We start from the raw sequence: 18,136 nt of genomic DNA on the forward strand, positions 1-18,136 counted from the left end.
GGCGCAGCAGGGTGCGGACCTCGGCCTCGAGCGACAGGCGCAGCAGACGATCCAGGGTTTCGACCAGCGCATGGGCGTCGCGCAATGCGGACAAATCGCGGTTGAGCCGGCGCAACTCGCGGTCGACCAACACCGCGCCCGGACCGAGCGCGCCGCCGCCGAGGGCAAGGGTGGCGCGGACCCGCCGCAGCCCCTTGCGCGCCAGGTGCACGCCGGCATGGATGCGATTGCCGCGCCAGCCCAGGGCGTCGAGCGCCATGTCGATCTCGGCGGTGGCGAAACTGCGCAGGCGCCGGCCCGGCGGATGCGCGGCCGGCTCGTCCGGCGCCTTTGCGGCGAGCCGGGACCCGTGTGCGGCGGCTTCCTCGGACGCTGGCGCGTGCGGCATGAAGCGACTCCCCCATTCCGGCTTACGTACGGCTAACGAACGGCTTACGGACGGCCTTCGAACGATGCGCGGCCTGCCCGGGATAGTACCCTTGCGGCATGCCTGAATTGCCTGAAGTCGAAACCACCCGGCGCGGCCTGGCGCCGCATTTGGAAGGCCGCCGCGTCGTCACCGCGATCCTGCGTCGCCCCGACCTGCGCTGGCCGATCCCGCTGCAGATCGAAGACACCCTGCCCGGCGAACGCATCGACGCGGTGCGCCGCCGCGCCAAGTACCTGTTGCTCGACACCGCCGCCGGCAGCGCGCTGCTGCACCTGGGCATGTCCGGCAGCCTGCGCGTGCTGCCCGCGGACACGCCGGTGCGCGCGCATGACCACGTCGACCTGCTGCTCGATTCCGACCAGGTGCTGCGCTTCAACGACCCGCGTCGCTTCGGCTGCCTGCTGTGGCAGCCCCCCGGCGAGACCCATGAACTGCTGCGCGATCTCGGCCCGGAACCGCTCTCGGACGCCTTCGACGGCGACTACCTGTTCGAGCTCAGCCGCGGCCGCAAGGCGCCGGTGAAGACCTTCCTGATGGACCAGCGGGTGGTCGTCGGGGTCGGCAACATCTACGTCGCCGAGGCCTTGTTCGCGGCCGGGGTGTCGCCGCTGCGCGCAGCCGGCAAGGTTTCGCGCGACCGCTACGGCGAGCTCGCGGCCTCGATCAAGACCATCCTGGCCTACGCCATCCAGCGCGGCGGCACGACCCTGCGCGACTTCATCAGCCCGGACGGCGCGCCCGGCTACTTCGAGCAGGAGCTGTCGGCCTACGGCCGCGGCGGCGAGCCCTGCCCGCGCTGCGGACGGCCGCTCAAGCAGGCCAGCATCGGCCAGCGCACCACGGTCTGGTGCGGGCACTGCCAACGCTGAAGCGGCGACCGGCGGTACCCGCCGCCGGGCCGGCTGGCCCGCAGCGCCAGGTCCTCAGGCGTTGCGGGCGCCGGTTCCGGACGGACGGCGCCGGCGCGGCGCGGGCGATGCCACCACGGTCGCTATCATGTGAAGATGAACGCGCTATAGTCTCCACCGAGTCGAGGGGCGATATGGCCGAAAGCGCTGACATCACGATCCTGTTGGATGCCGCCCGCGAAGGCGATCGCGGCGCACTCGATCGCGTGCTCGCGACTCTCTACCAGGAGTTGCACACCATGGCGCGGCGCCAGCTCGCCGGCCAGCACGGCCAGACCCTGGATGCGACCGCCCTGGTGCACGAGGCCTACCTCAAGCTGGTCGGCCGCCGCGAAGCCCAGTTCGACGATCGCGCGCATTTCTTCGCCTACGCCGCATCGGCCATGCGCAGCGTGGTCGTCGACTACGCGCGCCAGCGCCTGGCGCAAAAGCGCGGCGGCGATCTGCACCGCGTTACCGAGTTGCCCGACGACGTCGAAGGCGGCCTGCGCCTGGACGAGGACACGCTCGGCCTGGATACCGCCCTGACCAAACTGGCCGCCGTCGATCAGCGCCTCGCCCAGGTGGTCGAGCTGCGCTATTTCGCCGGCCTCTCGGAACTGGAAATCGCCGCGCTGCTGCAACGCTCCGAGCGCAGCATCCGCCGCGACTGGCAGAAGGCCCGTCTGTTCCTGCTGGCCTCGCTGCAAGACGAGCCCAGCCGCTGACGCACGGTCCGCGCGTGCCGCGTTCCGTCATCGCCCCGGCTGCCGCCGCGCAGCGCGCCCGCACACCATGCGCATCGTCATGATCCACATCGCCGACGACCGTCGTATCGAAACCGACTGACCGCGCATGGACGCCGAACGCTGGCAACGCCTGTCCCCGCTGCTCGACGCGCTGCTCGAGATGGACCCGGTCGCGCGCGCCGAACGCTTGGGCGAGCTGCGCGCCGACGACGCCGAACTCGCCGACCAGCTCGCCGAGCTGATCGGGCTCGAAGACGGCCACGAGGATTTTCTTTCCGAGCCCCTGGTCGCACCGCAGAACACCGGCATGCGTCCGGGCGTCGAGGTCGGCACTTATCGCCTGGAAAGCCTGCTCGGCGAAGGCGGCATGGGCCAGGTCTGGCTGGCCTCGCGCGCCGACGGCCTGTACCAGCGCCGGGTCGCGCTGAAGCTGCTGCGTCCGGGCCTGGCCGACACCAACCTGCGCACGCGCTTCACCCGCGAACGGCAAATCCTCGCCCGCCTCGCGCATCCGCACATCGCGCGGCTGCTCGATGCCGGCATCAGCCGCGACGGCCTGCCCTATCTGGCCCTGGAATACGTCGAAGGCGAGCCGATCACCGACTACTGCCGCAATCAGCGCACGCCGCTCGACAAGCGCCTGCGCATGTTCCAGCAGATCTGCGACGCGGTCAGCCACGCCCACGCCAATCTGATCGTCCACCGCGACCTCAAGCCGTCGAACATCATGGTGACGCCGGCCGGCGACGTGCGTCTGCTCGATTTCGGCATCGCCAAGCTGCTCGACAGCAACGACGTGCCGCTGCCCGAGCAGACCCGCACCGGCGCGCGCGCCTTCACCCTGCACTACGCCGCGCCCGAACAGGTGCGCGGCGAGCCGGTCACCACCATGACCGACGTGTATTCGCTCGGCGTGGTGCTGTACGAGCTGCTCACCGATTCCAAGCCGTATCGCCTGAAGCGCCAGACCGACGCCGAGTGGGAAGAGGCGATCCTCGCCGCCGACCCGCTGCGGCCCTCGCAGGCGGTGCTGCGCTACGTCGACGCCGACGATGCCGAGGTCGATCCGAACTCGGTGCGCCGTCTCGCCCGCCAGCTCAGCGGCGACCTCGACAACATCGTCCTCAAGACCCTGTCCAAGCGTCCCGAGCAGCGCTATCCCTCGGTGGAAGCGCTGTCGCTGGACCTGCAGCGCTTCGAAGCCGGCCGGCCGGTGCTGGCGCGGGCGCAGAGCCTGCGCTACCGCTTCAACAAATACGTCGCCCGCCATCGCTGGGCGTTGGCCACCGCGGCCCTGGTCACCGTAGTGCTCAGCGCCGCGCTCGGCATCGTCGCCTGGCAGGCGCGCGAAGCGGTCGGCGAAGCCAGCCGCGCCCAGGCGATGCAGGACTTCATGGTCGGCCTGTTCGAAAGCGCGCGCGGTACGCCCGAAGGCGAAGCGCTGGACCTGCGCGGCCTGCTCGACGCCTCGGTGATCCGCGGCACGCGCGAACTCGCGCGGCAACCGCGCGCGCGCGCCGAGCTGTTCGGGGTGATCGCGCGCATGCGCACCAGCCTGGGCGATTACAACGAAGCGCGCGCGCTGCTCGACCGCCAGGCCAGCATCATCGCCAGCACCGACGACGACATCCCCGAAAGTCTGCGCCTGGAATCGATCACCCAACGCGGCAAGGTGCTGCGCCTGCTCGCTCAGCCGCGCGAATGCGCGGCGCTGATGCAACCCGGGCTCGATCTGGCCCGGCGCGAACAAGCGCAATTGCCGAATCAGGCCAGCGAGTTCTATTCCGAACTCGGTCGTTGCCGGCAGGCCAACGGCGAGCGCCAGGGGGCGCGGCAGTTGTTCGAACGTTCGCTCGCGCTGCGCCGCGAAATGCTCGAGAACAGCGACGTCGGCGAAGTCGAGAATCTGATGGACCTCGCCAGCCTGCAAGCCGATGCCGGGCAGAGCCGCCAGGCCCTGCAAGGCTTCGAGCAGGCGCGCCGGCGCCTGCAGCAGAGCGTCGGCGATCGCCATCCGCTGCAGGTCGAGATCAGCCGCAACCTGGCTGCGCTGCGCCACGACCTCGGCCAGCTCAACGACGCCGAACGCGACGCCAAGGAAGCGCTCGCGATCGCCTTGGAGGTCAACGGCGGCCAGCATCCGGCCACCATGGCCGTGCGCCGCCAGCTCGCCGCCTTCCACATCGAACAAGGCCAGTACGTGCAGGCGCAGATCGAGCTGGAACAGTTGCGCAACGTACTGACGCCGCGCCTCGGCGCCGATCATTCCGACCTGGCCGGCCTGCACAGCAGCCTGGGCCTGATCGCCTGGGAACGCGGCGACGTCGACCGCGCCCTGAGCGAACTCGAATACGCAGTGACGATTTCGCGCAAGCACCTCGACCGCGGCCGCCTCGCCGAAGCCTTGTTCGCACAGGCCACGGTGCTGCACGCCACCAACCGCAACACCATGGCGCGGATCCTGCTCGACGAGATCCGCGCGCTGCGCGTGGCCGAGTTCGGCGCCGAGCACGGCCTGGTCGGCGACACTGAGCGTCTGCTCGGCGAAGTCGAGATCGCCCTGGACGAACGCGACCGCGGCATCGATCATTTGCAGCGCGCGGTCAGCCTGACCCGCAAGAGTTATGGCGAGCGCCACCCGAACACCCGTCACGCCGAACTCGACCTGGCCCAGGTGCAGGCGCTGTCCGGCGACGCCGCCGCACTCGCCCACCTGGAGTCGTTGTCGGAACTGCCGACCACCGACGAAAAGTTGCGCGAGCTCGGCTGGCGCGCGCAGGCCTATGCGGCGCAGGTGCGTTGCGGCGGGCCGCAACGCGGCCAGGCGCGGGCCACGCTCGACGGCTTGCTGCGCACGATCGCCGATGCTCGGCCCGACGGCAGCCAGATCAAACGCGACGTGCAAGTCATACGCGACGCCTGCGACGGATAAGCGACGCCGCGCTCATTCGGCGCGGGATCCGGCCGAACCGCCGTGCAGATTCGATGCGCTCGGCGCCATTCGCGCCGACACCTGGCGCATGCCCCGCCGCGGCTGGGGACGGGGCATGGCGCGATCCCGGCGATCGGACGCGTGCGGCGTCAGCGCCTGAGCAAGCTGCTGAGCCAGGCGCGCAAATGCAGATCCGCCGCCGGTTGCGTCGCCGAGGCTTCGCTCGCCGGCAACGCGGCCGGGCGCGGCGTGGAGGCGCAACGCGGCTCCGGTGCGGCCTTGAGCGGCACGGCGACGGTCGCAAGCTCGACGCAGGCGGCATCGTTCGCGCCGGCTTCGGTGGCGCGGGCGCTCACCGTCGGCACTTGCCGCGACAGCAACACCGTCGGCGCAGCCGGCAGGCCTTCCCAGGCCTTCGGCGAATCCAGCAGCTCGATCCGCGCGATCGCCTTGTCGGCGGGCACGTTGACCACCCAGGTGCGGAAGCTGTCGCCGTTGTTCGGATCGCCGGCGCTGGCCGGTGGCGCGGTGGTCGGGCCGAACCAGGGGCGGAAACCGCCCTGCAGCAGCACGTGGCGCACGCCGCCATCGGCATAGGTCACGCGCAAGGTGTAGTCGCAGCCGCCGTTGTGGCAGTACCACGCATAGGTCCCGGTGTTCGGCACGATGCTGGCGCGCTGCGCCGCGTCGCTGGGGTCGATGTAGCGCAGCAGATTGCCGCGGAAACCGATCGGCGGATAGATCTGCGAGACGTTGGCGGTACCGGCCCGGCTGTAAGCGACCGCGATCGCCTGCACCGGCACGTCGCGCCGCTCAGGCAAGCCCTGGTTGAAGCCGTACAGGCCGTTGTCGGCGGTCTTCGGGGCGACGTCGATCCAGCGCCGGTCGATCCCGTCCCAACGCTTGTAGCCACCGGGGAAAGCCGCATCGGCGACGATGCTGCCGCCGGAGTAGACGCGCGCGCCGTTCTTGTCGGTCGAGGTCGTGCCCTCGAGATGGCGCTGCATCATCGCGACGCTGTAATCGGAGAAGGTCGCGAAGCGGTAGCCGCGTGCCTCATCGCCGGAACCGCTCTGCATCGGGTCCTGCTTGATGCAGCGGCCCTGTGCATCGAGTTGGCGCGGCGTGCTGTCGAAGGTATCGCCGGCGCAATTGCGGTAACGCGAAGCGGTGGCCGGTACGAACGGCGCCAGGAATTCCTTGCGCGTGCTGTCGTAGCCCCAGACCGACCCGTTCAGGCTGCCGGCCAGATAGGGATACTTGCCGTCGGTATAGGCGCCGCCCTGATGCGGCAGCCCCATCGCGTGGCCCTGCTCATGGATGAAGATGCCCGAGTAGGCGTGATCGCCGACGCCGGTGTCGCCGCCGATCGACCCCAGGCCGCCGCCGGGATGCTTGAGCTTGCCGGCGGCATCGAACAGGATCAGCGGCGCGTAGTACTGCACCGGTCCGGAGGATTCGCCGTTGGCGGCGAGCAGCCCGCCGAGCAGATTCAAGGTGGCGCCCATGACCTGGAAGCCCGATTGTTCGTCGTCGGTGCTACGCGCCAGGTAAGCCGGTTTGCCGCCGCTCGGCGAGATCGACAAGGTCGGCCATACCGCGCGCTGCGCCGGATGGTTCTGCGCGACCACGCTGGCCACCGGCCATTTCGCGAAGATCTCGGTCACCGTGGCGGCATCGGGCGCGCCGGAGGTCGCCAGCGGCACCGAATTGCTCTCGTTCGCACCGAACAGATACATCGGCAATACGCGCAGGGTCACCGGACTGTCGGCGCCGATCATGGGCGAGCGGAAAGCGCCGACGCGGTAATTGTCGGCGCGCACGCGCAACTGCAAACCGGGCACCAGCCACGCGGCCGGCAAGCTCGCGCTGTAGCGCGCGCCCGGATAGGCCGCACCGCCGGCTTCGGTGACGGGGATCGAAGCGGACAGCGCAACGCTGCCGAGTTGGACGCCGTTGGCCCAGCCTTCCAGCTGCGGATTGCCGGCGTTGTCGGCCGACAGGCGCAGCAGCGCGAGCGCTTCGCGCCCGCCCACCGCATGCAGCCGTTCCTTGGCCTGGCGCAGAGTCCAGCTCAACCCGGCTTCCGGCAGCACGTGGGTCTGGGCGAGTTCGAGCTGGGTAATATCCAACGCTGCCGCTCCCGGCGGCGGCGTGGGCGGCGTGGGCGGCGGCGTGCCGGGCGGTGTGCCCGGAGCCGGCGTGGTTTCGCCGCCCTTCTTGTCGCCACCGCCACCGCCTCCGCAGGCGCTCAAGCTCAGTGCGATCGAAAGCCACAACGCGGTTGTGGTGAAGCGAGGTGTCTGCATGATGGTTCCCCCTGTGGCACGAACCTCTGCGCCCGCGCCGGTGAATGGCGTATGGATGGAGCGTCCTGCGTATGAGCCGTCGCCGATCGGCGCGATCGTCTCCCCACGATCCGGCGGACCGCATCATACCCATGCAATCGTGACGCGTCGTCGCCATTCGCGGCTTGCCCACGGTCGAGCGCGACGCGAACGCATGTGCACCCGCAGCGCGAACAAGCATTGCCCCGTTTTCGTTAGCACAGCTCGTCGCGACCGCCCACGCGGCATGCGCGAAGCCGCACGCGCGAGTCGTGACTATGCGCACAATCCAGAAGCAACGATGTTGCATCACGGCGACACGAGCGCGGCGCACCGAAGCGTAGCGCTGTCGTCTCGGCAGCATCGGCCATCTCCACGAGGCCGCCGCTCGCATGGCCCGGAATCGTGCGCTGCGGGCGGATTTGCGCGAAAAGCATCGCGTAGTCAGGTCGCGCGCTGCAGGCAGGGCGGTCGGCGCAGCAGCCCGACGAAACCTCAGCCCGATGCGTGCTGCGGCAGCAGCAGCAATAGATCGGTCGCACCGACATCCTCGCCGGCCTGGGTCAACAAGGTCGTGACCTGGCCGCGGTGATGGGTCTGGTGATTGAAGAAATGCATCAACAAACCGCCGAAATCCCGGTGCGAGACAACGCCTTTGGTGTTCGCGTAGGCCAGCACGTGATCGAGATCCGCATCGGTCAGGCACCCGGCCCAATCCTCGATCCGCGCATCGAGTTCGCTTCGCTGCGCCCGCAGGGGCGCGAGACGATCGTGCAGTTGCTGATCGATGGCGGTCGGCGGCGCCGTGTCGAGGATCGGTACCAAGGCCTCGAAACGCGCCGGATGATGGCGCGCGAAACGATGCAGCCAGATCAGGTCGGCCGCCAGCAGATGATTGAGCGTGCCGAGAATCGAGCCGAAGAACGCACCACGGTCTTCGACCACCGCCTCATGCGGCAGGCGCGCGGCCGCCTCATAGACCTTATCGTTCATCCAGCGGTTGTAGCCGGCCATCAGCACGGCGTGTTCGCGCAGCTTCATCGTGAAGAACTCCCTGACTGAGTATCGCCGCTTTTATTCTCCAAAACCTTTTCCGGTCAGCAAGGAATATCTGTCTCAGGCAAGGAACGCGAGCCAAGGAAACGAGCAAGGGCCGATACGCCCCGGCTCTCGTGGCGCTGCCTTAGAGGCTCCCACCGATCGCAAGTTGAAACGCCATAGCCGCACAGAAACAAAGAAGCAACCAAGTCGCCGTTGCAATTACTGAGTAAATTACCCGTATCACCCATCTCTCTAGCAAGCTTCCTTCGGAAAACAGAGGCCAGCTAGACCATAGGAACCCTGTGTATACGCCTACAAGAAAAAGGAGTTCGAAGATCGTATTCAGAGGCGAAGGCGGCTGCCCCATACGCACATACAGCCATACCGAGATCAACGAGATCGCCAGCGACACACTACCAACCCAAATGAAGCGGGCGAATGGCGAAGATGTCATGTGGCCTTCGGCTCCGAGTGATATTCGCGCAAGATGCAATCAATGCCACTCCGCCAATGGATGTGGCGCACCGGCCGGACGGCCAAAACGGTCGCCTATACACATGATGTGCCGCGCTTTAATACGAGGCAGAACTGTTCCGGCCTCCTATTGCATGCAGCAAGAAACTGGCCGCGCCCGCACTACTAAAAGATAGTGCCCACTGATCGCTCGCGCAGCATTATTTCTCCTTGCGCCAGTTGATCGACGCGCGGTTCTCGATCGTGCTCGATTCGATCTCGATGTCGAAGCCCTTGCGCAGCAGATACTTCAAGGTCAGCACCTGGCCGGTGCCGAGCAGGGACACGCCGTAGCCGACGTACAAGCGCGGCGACAGGTATTTGCCGACGCCGAGCACCGAGCCGCCGAGCGCGCGGCTTTCCATCACGCCGGCGTCGTCGAGGCCGATCTTGGCGCCGAGCTGCGAGGCGAGCATGCCGCCGCCGGCCGAGAGCGCGGCGCTGGCGGCGTTGAGCTGACGGCCTTCATCGCCACTGACCGACGACAGCGGCCGGCCGAGCGCGAGATAAGCCAGCGCTTCGGACTGCGAGCTGGCCGGGTTGGACCAGACGTTGACCTGCGGCGAACTGACCCGGCCGCTGATGTCGACGCCGGCGGTGACCGCGCCGACTTCGCGTTCGGCGCGCACGTCGAGGATCGGGTCCGACACCGGGCCGTTGTTCCAGGCCAGACGGCCGCGGGTGATCTGCAGTTTCTGGCCGTAGGCGGTGTAGCGGCCTTCGACGTTGAGCGCGCCGTTCGCGGTCATCTCGCGGCCGGGGCGCGAACGCACCCGCATCTGGCCGCCGAGCTTGCCGTCGAGGCCGAAGCCGTTGAGCTTGACCTGTTCGCCGACCACCAGTGTCAGGTCGAGGTCGAGCGGCGAGGCGCCGGTGTCTTCCGGATCGACCGGGTCGAGCACGACCACGTCTTCGGACACCGATACGCCCTGGTCGAGACGTTCCAGATCGATGCGCGCGGTCGGAATGGTGACCGTGCCGGTGACCTGCAGCGGCTGCTTGGCGGCGTAGCGCACGGTCAGGTCGGGGTTCGCGATCGCATGCAGGTCGCGGGTGTCGGAGGCGAGCACGTTGGTGCCGCGCAGGTTGAGCACCAACGGCGTGTCGTCGCCCTGCCAACCGAGCGTGCCGTCGATGTTCAAGGTGCCTTCGCCGGAGCGCACGCTGCCGGCGATGCGTGCGCTGCCGTCGCTCTGCGCGTCGAGGCGGACGTTGCCGTTCTGCAGGACGATGCCGAGCGCGGGCAGCTCGGTGGTGAACTGGCTCAACTGCGCCTGTCCGCCGAGCAGCGGCTGCGAACGCGTGCCGGCCAGGCTGATGCGGCCTTCCAGACGGCCCTTGGGTTCGACGATGTCGGGCGAGAACATCTCCAGCCAGGTCAGCTCGTCGGTGTCGACCGCGACATTGCCCGACAAGGGCGCATACGCGTCCCAACCGGTGGCGATCTTGGCGTCGATGTGGCCGTCGTCGTTGAAGCCGGCCTTGAGTTCGGCGTTGAGCTTGTTCGGGTCGAAGGTCGCCTTCAGCGACAAGGCGTTGTAGCGCAGCAGTTCGCGGCGCGCGCGCTCGCTGAACTTGAGGCCGCCGCCGGCCGAGCTGATCTCGACCTGGCCGCGCCAGCCGTTGCCGACCGGACGCAGTTCGCCGTCGAGCGCGATTTCGCCGCGCAGCAGCCACGGCCGCTTGTCGCTGCGTTCGGGCAGATAGGCTTGGGCCAGCAGCAAAGGCAGCCCCTGCCCCTTGATATCGACACCGCGTCGCGGCCAGTCCGCGCTGGCGCACAGCGAGCCGCCGCTGCTCGAGGCCAGGCAGGCGTTCGTCAACGCGCCATTGCGGCCGTCCCAACGGAACTGCGCAGCCTGCTGCAGACGCCAGGACGCGCCCTTGCTCGGCGTCAGCTGCAGCGACGCCAGCGCGCCTTGCCAGGTCGCGCCGCGCTTGTCGGCGTGGCCGGTCAGTGCGAGCTGGGCGACCTCGCTGTCGGCCTGCGCCTGCAGTTGCAGGGACTCGACCGCGCCGCGCGCATCGACGCTCAGCGACGACAGCGCGATGCCGGCATTGAGATCGCTCGCGCGCACGGCCAGTTCGCCGCCGCGGCCGCGCCAGGGCAGCCGACCCTTGGCGCTGAAACTCGCCGCCGTGTAGTCGCCGTACTTGAGGCCACTGCCGGTCAGGTCGGCGTCGATGTTCGGCGCATCGCGCGCGCCGCTGAGCTTGAGCGTGCCCTTGAAGCTGCCGGCGGTATTCGGCAGCAGATCGTTGAGCTGCAGCGGCGCCAGCTTGGCGTCGAGTTCGATCGTCTGGGCGAGCTTGCCCTTGGCATCGACGCGGCTGCCGCCGAGGGTCAGGTCGACCTCGCCTTCGTAAGCGTCGTCGCTCTTGCCGGGCGCGGCACCGTGCATCGCGAAGCGACCGCGTCCGCCGAGCGGCCGATCGCGCAGACGGCCGCCGAGCCGTTCGGCGTCGACCCGGACCTCCAGGCCGCCGTCGGCGCGGGTGGCACCGGTGCTGGCGAGTTGGCCGTCGACCGCACCCTTCCATTCCGGGGCGAAATAGCCCGGGTCGAAACCCGACAGGTTGGCCTTGAAGTTCCAGCCGAGCGCCGGTGCCCAGACGACGTCGCCGCTGCCGTCGAGCTGGCCGGTCGGCATCTTCGCCTTGAGCGTCTTCAGGCTCATGCGCTGGTCGTCGCCGCGGCCGTCGAACTCGACCGTCGCGGCCTGTTTGTCGCGCAGCAAACGGGCCTTGCCGATCGCGGCCCAGGCCTTGACCGTGCCGGCGAAACCGAGCTCGGCCGTCTCCAGCACGATCGCCGGCGTGGCCGGCGTCTGCGGCGCGCGCGAAGGCTTGGCGATGGCAGCCGCGGTCGCGGTGGTCGCCGCGGGCTGACCGCCCCAGCGCAGATTGCGCGCGTTGACGGCGAACTTGAACTGGCCGTTGTCGGCATCGGTGAAGTCGGCGTGGCCGCGCAGGGTCGCGATGCCGTCGAACAACTGCAGCGCCAACGGCTGCACGTCGAGCACTTGGTCCTTGAGCGAGATCTTCGACGGCAGCACCGTCACCTCCAGATCGCCCTGGCGGAATTCGCCGTTGAGGTCGGCGTTGCCGCCGACACCGCCGGCATCGAAACGCAACGCCATCGGCGTGTCGCTGGGCTTCGCGTCGGGCGAGAGCAACAGGCCGACGTCGAGCGCATCGGCGCGCGCGCGCAGCTGCCAGCGCGGATCGTCCTTGCCGCGCAGAGTCAGGCTCGCGCGCACCGGGCCGGGTGCGGCGCCGGCGATGGCGACATCCATGCGCGACAGATCGCCGCGCGCGACCAGGCCCAGCCGCGGCGGCGTGCGCCCCGGCGCGCTCGGCAACACCACGGTCGCAACCACGTCGGTCTTGAAGTCGTTGCGCGGTTCGTACTCGCCGTGCACGGTGAAACGGCCGCGGTCGGTCACTGCCTCGAGTTTCTCGACATGCAGCTTGCCCGAGTGCGCATCGAGTCCGGCGCGCAGGCGGCTCACGTCGATCAGCGGCTCGCCTTCCTGGCTGAGCTTGAACCCATCGATGCGCACATCGTCGGCCTGCAAGGCCAGCGGCGGTTCGATCTGCGGCAGCACCTCGGGCCAGCTCGGCAATTCGAAGGGCTCGTCGCTCTTGGGCAAGTCGAGGGTGGCGTTCTCGACCTGCAGCGCGTCCAGGCGCAGCTTGCGGCCGAGCAGGGGCCCCAAGGCCGGATCGACGAAGATGCGCTCGGCGGTGAACACCGTGCCCTTATAAGCGAAGCGCACGCCGCGCAGGGTCAGCGGCCCCGACACCGGCCCCTCGGCCGCGGTCCAGGTGAAGGTCGAATCGGCCGGCAGGCGCGAGACGATCTGCGCCAGCAACAGGTCGCGGCCGGCGATGGTGCTGATCAGCCAATACACGCCGGCCGCGATCAACAGGGTCAACGAGCCGGCGATAAAACTGCTGCGCCAGGCCCAGCGCTTGGCCGCGGCGCGGCGACGCTGGCGGCGTTCGAGCAGCAATTGTTCGGGAGTTTTCGGCGTATCGCTCATGTCGTTGCAGGGTCGTCCTGGCCGCGTGCCTTAGAGATCGGCGCCGATGTTGAGGTACAGCTGGAAACCCGAATCCGGGTCGTCCAGGCCGCGCGCGATGTCGATCCGCAAGGGGCCGACCGGCGAGCGCCAACGTACGCCCACGCCGACGCCGGTGCGCAGCTTCGGGGTGTTGTCGAACGCGCTGCCGCTGTCGACGAACACCGCCGCGCCCCAGCTGTCATTGAAATACTGCTCGTACTCGACGCTGCCGGTGACCACGTTCTTGGCGCCGAGCGCGAACGCCTTGCGGCCGTCGATCGCCGGGATGCGCGGGCCGACTTCGCGCCATTCGTAGCCGCGGATGCTGCGGTCGCCACCGGCGTAGAAGCGCAGGGTCGGCGGCATGTCGACCAGGGCGTCGGTGAAGGTGTGGCCGAGTTCGCCGCGGGCGATCAGGCGGCTGCGCGGGCCCAGGCCCTTGTACCAGCGCGCGGTCGTGTGCAGTTGCAGGAAGTTCGCATCCGAACCGACGCTTTCCAGGCCGCCGCGCAGCATCGCGGTGGCGGCGATGCCGTTGCGCGGATACAAACGGTCGTCGGCATCGACGTACTCGACCCGGAACGAGGGATACAGAAAGGTAGCCGAACGGTATTCGACCGGCGTGGTCGGATCGTCGTCGTCCTCGTCGGCATAGGCCCAGCGCTCGCGCAGGCCGTGCACCGAGGCGGTGGCGGTCCAGCGCTGGTTGATCTTGCCGCTGCGGCTGGCGACCAGTTCGATGCGGCGCGAGTCGATGTAGTCGGTCTGCTCGTCGGTGCCTTGCAGGCTGAAGGTGTACCAGCCGTCGAGCCAGGCGAAAGCCGGGATGCGGTATTGCAGGGTCGCGGTCTTGCGGCGCTCGGCGAAATCGACCTGGGCCAGGGCCTTGTGGCCGCGGTCGTTGAGATAACGCCGTTCCAGGCCCAGGCGCACACCGGCGCCGCTGTCGGTGCCGTAGCTCAGGCCGGCGGTGTAGATGCTGCGCTTGGCCGGGGTCAGGATGACCTTGACCGGCACTTGGCCGTCGACCGCCTGGTCCGGCTGCGGTTCGATGTCGATGCTGGCGAAATAATCCAGCCGCGACAGCGACTCGCGGAAGCGGTCGAGCTTGCCTTGGTGGTAGTAGCTGCCCTGCTCCCAGTACACCAGGCGCTCGAGCAGGCTGTCGCGGATGATCCGCTTGGGCGTCTGCTCGAAGGTGATCGGGCCCATGTCGTAGCGCTGGCCGCTGGTCCAGACCAGGTCGATGTCGGCGGCATGCTCCGCCCGGGTCACTTCCACCCGCCGCGCCGAGAAATCCGCATCGAAGTAGCCACGTTCGGCGAGACGCCGGGTGATCTTGGTCTTGCTGGCCTCGTACAGCTCGTGATTGAAGACCTGGTCCGGGCCGGGCCGGAAGGCCTCGAGGTCCTGGTTGAGGTAACGGTCGTCGCTGCCGGCGCCGAGGATGGCGATGTCGGAGCGCCGCACCTTGACCGGTTCGCCCTTGTCGATGGTCAGGGTGACGGTGATCGGCACCGAGGGGGTTGCGGCCGAGGCGGCCGGTGCGGCCGGGTCCTGGGACGAGGCGCCTCGGGCGGACGGGTCTTCGGCGGTGCCGGCGTCGGCCGGGCTCGCTTCAGCCTGGGTGGCCTCGGCCGGGGTGGCTTCGGCCGGGCTGGTGTCGGCCGGCAGGGCTGGATCGCGGCGGCGGGTGCCGCGGGAATCCTCGACCTTGATCGTCGGCGAGTAGTAGCCGAACGGTTCCAGGGCCTCGCGGGCCTCGTTCTCGGCCTCGCGCAGCAGATAACCCAGGCGGCGCCCGGACACGTCCTTGCCGATCGTATCGACCAGGGACAGGGAAACGCGGACGTTTTGGGTCATGGCCTCATCGAGGCCGACGATCTCGACTTTGCCGACTTTGGCCGCCCGGGCCGTGCCGGCGGCTCCAAGTACCAGGGCGACGGCGAAAAAAAGGCGGGGGATCAATGGCATAGCGGTCAGGATAACCGGTAAAGGCTTGTATTGCTTACGTATTTTGTTCAGCCACTTTGCACATTCGTTGCATCTGACGTTAAGAAGTCGTAATTTCGGCCTCGGGGGAACTGACCGCATGCGCTGGGGGCTGCGCGGCGGGCTCATCGGGGTCTCCTAGAAAACAGCCAATCCACCACTCCCACCTATAGGGAAGTCACACGGTAGGGAAGCAATGTCACTGCATATTTCAGGAGTCCACTTCGTGAACAGAAAAATACTCACCACTGCTGTTTGCACCGCACTGGTCGGCGTCGTCGCGCCCGCCTATGCACAGCAGGCGGAAACGGCTTCGAATGAAGACGTCACCAAGATCGAAACCGTTACCGTTACCGGTTCGCGCATCTCCAACCCGAACGTCGTCTCCCCGGCCCCGGTCAGCATCCTGACCGCCGAAGACATCAAGGCGACCGGCGCGATCAACATCGGCGACCTGCTGACGACGATGCCGCAGCTGGCCACCACGTTCACGATGGGCAACTCCGGCCGCTTCATCGGCACCGCCGGCGTGGCCATGCAGGATCTGCGCAACCTCGGCACCGCCCGCACCCTGGTGCTGGTCAACGGTCGCCGCATGGTCGGCGCGTCCGCCGGCACCTCGGCCGTCGACACCAACCTGATCCCGGCCGACTGGGTCGAGCGCGTCGAAATCATCACCGGCGGCGCTTCGGCGGTGTACGGCGCCGACGCCGTCTCCGGCGTGGTCAACTTCATCCTCAAGAAGAAGTTCGAAGGCGCCAACCTGCACGCGCAGATCGGCGACAGCCAGCACGGCAGCTTCGGCAAGGAATTCATCTCGCTGACCGGCGGCTGGAACTTCGCCGAAGACCGCGGCAACGTCGCGCTGTCGTTCGAGCACAGCCAGCAGGACCGCCTGATGTTCGGCGACCGCTTCGGCAAGCAGGCCTATCGCGCCATCCGTTCGCCCGGCAGCGGCTTCGACAACACCCTGCTGCCGAATGCCGGCAACTACACCATCACCAATGCCGGCACCTTCTCGCTGGGCAGCAACTTCCTGCCGGAACTGCGCTACACCTTCGACCCGAACGGCCAGGTGCGCAAGCAGCGCTTCGACGGTCCGTTCGACCGCGACAGCCCGACCCTGCGCAATACCAACGCCACCTGCCAGAACTGCGACCGCCTCGACGGCAACCAGGACCTGCAGATCCAGCCGCAGTACAAGCGCGACACCGTCAGCGCCGTCGCCGGCTTCGACCTGAACCAGGATCACCGCCTGTACTTCGAAGGCATGTACAGCAAGGTCCACAGCAAGTCGTACTTCTCGCCGGCGTTCGGCGCGACCGGCAATCCGCACATCATCGAACGCGATAACGCCTACGTGACGCCGGAACTGTTGGCCCTGATGGGCGCTCGCCAGTCCATTCGCGTCGGACGTAACGACGCCGATGCCGGCTCGCGCGGCGAAGACACCGACCGCCAGACCGCCCGCGTGGTGTTCGGCGCCGAAGGCGCGCTGACCAGCGACTGGCTGTACGACGTGTCGGTCAACTACGGCCGCACCCACGAGCGCCGCCGCAACCTCAACAACCGCCACATGGAGCGCTTCTACGCGGGTCTGGACGCGGTCAAGGACGCCAACGGCAATATCGTCTGCCGTTCCAAGATCGATCCCGGCCACACCAATCTGGCGCTGGATTTCAACCAGGGCTACGGCGAAGTGTCGCCTGAAGTCGCCGCTTCCTGCATTCCGTTCTCGATCTTCGGCGAAGGCGCGATCAGCCCGGCCGCCGCCAACTGGTTCAACGTCACCACGATCTCCAAGGCGCGCCTGACCCAGTTCGTGGCCGGCGGTTCGCTGACCAACAACAACCTGTTCGAGCTCAAGGCCGGCCCGGTCAGCTTCGGCACCGGCGTCGAATACCGTCGCGAAACCAGCCGTTCGATCAACGATCCGCTGGACATCGCCGGCGAGACGTTCCTCAACGCCATCCCGAACTCCGGCGGCAGCTACAACGTCCGCGAAATCTGGGCCGAAGTCGCGGTGCCGTTGCTGGCCGACCTGCCGGCGATCAAGAGCCTGACCGTCGGCGCCGCTGGCCGTTACTCCAAGTACGACACCATCGGCGGCACCAAGGCCTGGCGTTACAACCTGGACTGGGCGATCAACGACAGCCTGCGCGTCCGCGGCAACATGTCGGCCGCCGTGCGTGCGCCGAACATCGACGAGCTGTTCGGCGGCCAGTCGCAGAACTTCGGTTTCGTCAACGATCCTTGCGATCCGATCAACACCCGTAACGCCAAGGACCCGGCCGTGCGCGCCCGCAACTGCGCCGCCCTCGGCCTGGCACCCGACTTCCAAGACACCTTCTCGGCCACCAACGAAGGCCTGTCGGGCAGCAACCCGGATCTCGACCCGGAAACCGGCCGCAGCTGGACCGCGGGTTTCGTGTTCACCCCGACCTTCCTGGAAGGCTTCGGCATGAACGTGGACTACTGGGAAATCAAGATCATCGACTCCATCACGGCGCCGACCTTCCAGGAGACCGCCGACCGTTGCGTCGATAACCCGAACGGCATCGACAACATCTACTGCCGCAACACCCAGCGCGGTCCCGACGGCCAGATCAGCTTCCTGACCTCGATCAACCAGAACATCGCCGCCACCACCACCGACGGTATCGACCTCGGCATGTACTACAGCCACCCGCTGTGGGGCGGCCGCATGCGTTGGGACCTCAACGCCACCAAGGTGCTGGGTTACACCGACTATCCGTTCCAGGAAGACAAGGACGAGACGGTCGACCAGAACAAGACCCTGGGCTTCCCGGAATGGAAGGCCACCGTTCGCGCGGCCTACATGCGCGACAACTGGGACGTGAACTGGAGCACCCGCTTCGCCGACGGCGGCCTGCGCGTGACCAACGCCAGCTACCGTACGAACCCGACCTCGACCACGCCGATCAAGGCCGGTTCGGGCGTGTTCCACGACGTGCGCGGCAGCTACACGATCAAGGACAGCGGCTGGCAGATCTACGGCGGCGTGACCAACCTGTTCGACTCCGACCCGCCGGTCAACCTGTTCGGCACCGGCTTCGGCTCGGGTCTGTACGACTCGATCGGCCGCGCCTACTACCTCGGCGTGAACTACAAGTTCTTCTGAGTTCGACTAAGGAACTTGCAGCGTGAAACAAAGGAGCCGGCGCAAGCCGGCTCCTT

The 18,136-nt window shown here is 67.9% G+C and carries 9 protein-coding genes (1 of these 9 running past the window's edge); 4 read left to right on the plus strand and 5 right to left on the minus strand.

Annotated elements, in window-relative coordinates; translation table 11 throughout:
- A protein-coding gene (locus GLA29479_RS05315; RefSeq protein WP_057970998.1) for a CHAD domain-containing protein crosses the window boundary here: on the minus strand, positions 1 to 388 show its 5' portion. It extends 20 nt beyond the left edge of the window; only the first 388 of its 408 coding nucleotides appear in the window; its start codon is at positions 386 to 388; its stop codon lies off the left edge, out of view.
- A gap of 98 nt (positions 389 to 486) precedes the next feature.
- On the opposite strand from GLA29479_RS05315, the gene mutM reads away from it, so the two are divergent.
- From mutM to GLA29479_RS05330, 3 genes are all read left to right on the plus strand, one after another.
- Complete coding sequence (gene mutM, locus GLA29479_RS05320) at positions 487 to 1,299, plus strand: bifunctional DNA-formamidopyrimidine glycosylase/DNA-(apurinic or apyrimidinic site) lyase (protein WP_057970999.1); 813 nt, start codon at positions 487 to 489, stop codon at positions 1,297 to 1,299.
- Between the two features lie 173 nt (positions 1,300 to 1,472).
- A complete protein-coding gene (locus GLA29479_RS05325; RefSeq protein ID WP_031370611.1) occupies positions 1,473 to 2,045 on the plus strand; it encodes an ECF-type sigma factor in 573 nt (190 codons plus the stop codon).
- 127 nt (positions 2,046 to 2,172) lie between these two features.
- Positions 2,173 to 4,998 (plus strand): serine/threonine-protein kinase, encoded by a 2,826-nt coding sequence (locus GLA29479_RS05330; protein ID WP_057916153.1) that lies wholly within the window; start codon positions 2,173 to 2,175, stop codon positions 4,996 to 4,998.
- A gap of 149 nt (positions 4,999 to 5,147) precedes the next feature.
- Here GLA29479_RS05330 and GLA29479_RS05335 read toward each other — a convergent pair whose 3' ends face one another.
- From GLA29479_RS05335 to GLA29479_RS05350, 4 genes are all read right to left on the minus strand, one after another.
- Positions 5,148 to 7,307, minus strand: coding sequence for a M66 family metalloprotease (locus GLA29479_RS05335; protein ID WP_082638298.1), 2,160 nt, complete (start codon positions 7,305 to 7,307; stop codon positions 5,148 to 5,150).
- A gap of 513 nt (positions 7,308 to 7,820) precedes the next feature.
- Positions 7,821 to 8,366: a DinB family protein gene (locus tag GLA29479_RS05340; RefSeq protein WP_057916151.1), complete on the minus strand. Its 546-nt coding sequence runs from the start codon at positions 8,364 to 8,366 to the stop codon at positions 7,821 to 7,823.
- A 674-nt stretch (positions 8,367 to 9,040) separates the two neighbouring features.
- A complete protein-coding gene (locus GLA29479_RS05345; protein ID WP_057971000.1) occupies positions 9,041 to 12,925 on the minus strand; it encodes a translocation/assembly module TamB domain-containing protein in 3,885 nt (1,294 codons plus the stop codon).
- A gap of 30 nt (positions 12,926 to 12,955) precedes the next feature.
- Positions 12,956 to 14,920 carry an autotransporter assembly complex protein TamA gene (locus GLA29479_RS05350; protein WP_057971001.1) on the minus strand — a complete coding sequence of 655 codons (1,965 nt, stop codon included), beginning with the start codon at positions 14,918 to 14,920 and terminating at the stop codon, positions 12,956 to 12,958.
- Between the two features lie 244 nt (positions 14,921 to 15,164).
- On the opposite strand from GLA29479_RS05350, the gene GLA29479_RS05355 reads away from it, so the two are divergent.
- Positions 15,165 to 18,080 (plus strand): TonB-dependent receptor domain-containing protein, encoded by a 2,916-nt coding sequence (locus tag GLA29479_RS05355; protein WP_057916148.1) that lies wholly within the window; start codon positions 15,165 to 15,167, stop codon positions 18,078 to 18,080.
- Positions 18,081 to 18,136: the final 56 nt, after the last annotated feature.

This window comes from Lysobacter antibioticus, from assembly GCF_001442535.1.
Taxonomy (GTDB): Bacteria; Pseudomonadota; Gammaproteobacteria; order Xanthomonadales; family Xanthomonadaceae; genus Lysobacter; species Lysobacter antibioticus.

Coding starts and splice junctions, on each gene's coding strand:
- mutM (WP_057970999.1), top strand. CDS start 487: ATGCCTGAATTGCCTGAAGTCGAAACCACCCGGCGCGGCCTGGCGCCG.
- GLA29479_RS05325 (WP_031370611.1), top strand. CDS start 1,473: ATGGCCGAAAGCGCTGACATCACGATCCTGTTGGATGCCGCCCGCGAA.
- GLA29479_RS05330 (WP_057916153.1), top strand. CDS start 2,173: ATGGACGCCGAACGCTGGCAACGCCTGTCCCCGCTGCTCGACGCGCTG.
- GLA29479_RS05335 (WP_082638298.1), bottom strand. CDS start 7,307: ATGCAGACACCTCGCTTCACCACAACCGCGTTGTGGCTTTCGATCGCA.
- GLA29479_RS05340 (WP_057916151.1), bottom strand. CDS start 8,366: ATGAAGCTGCGCGAACACGCCGTGCTGATGGCCGGCTACAACCGCTGG.
- GLA29479_RS05345 (WP_057971000.1), bottom strand. CDS start 12,925: ATGAGCGATACGCCGAAAACTCCCGAACAATTGCTGCTCGAACGCCGC.
- GLA29479_RS05350 (WP_057971001.1), bottom strand. CDS start 14,920: ATGCCATTGATCCCCCGCCTTTTTTTCGCCGTCGCCCTGGTACTTGGA.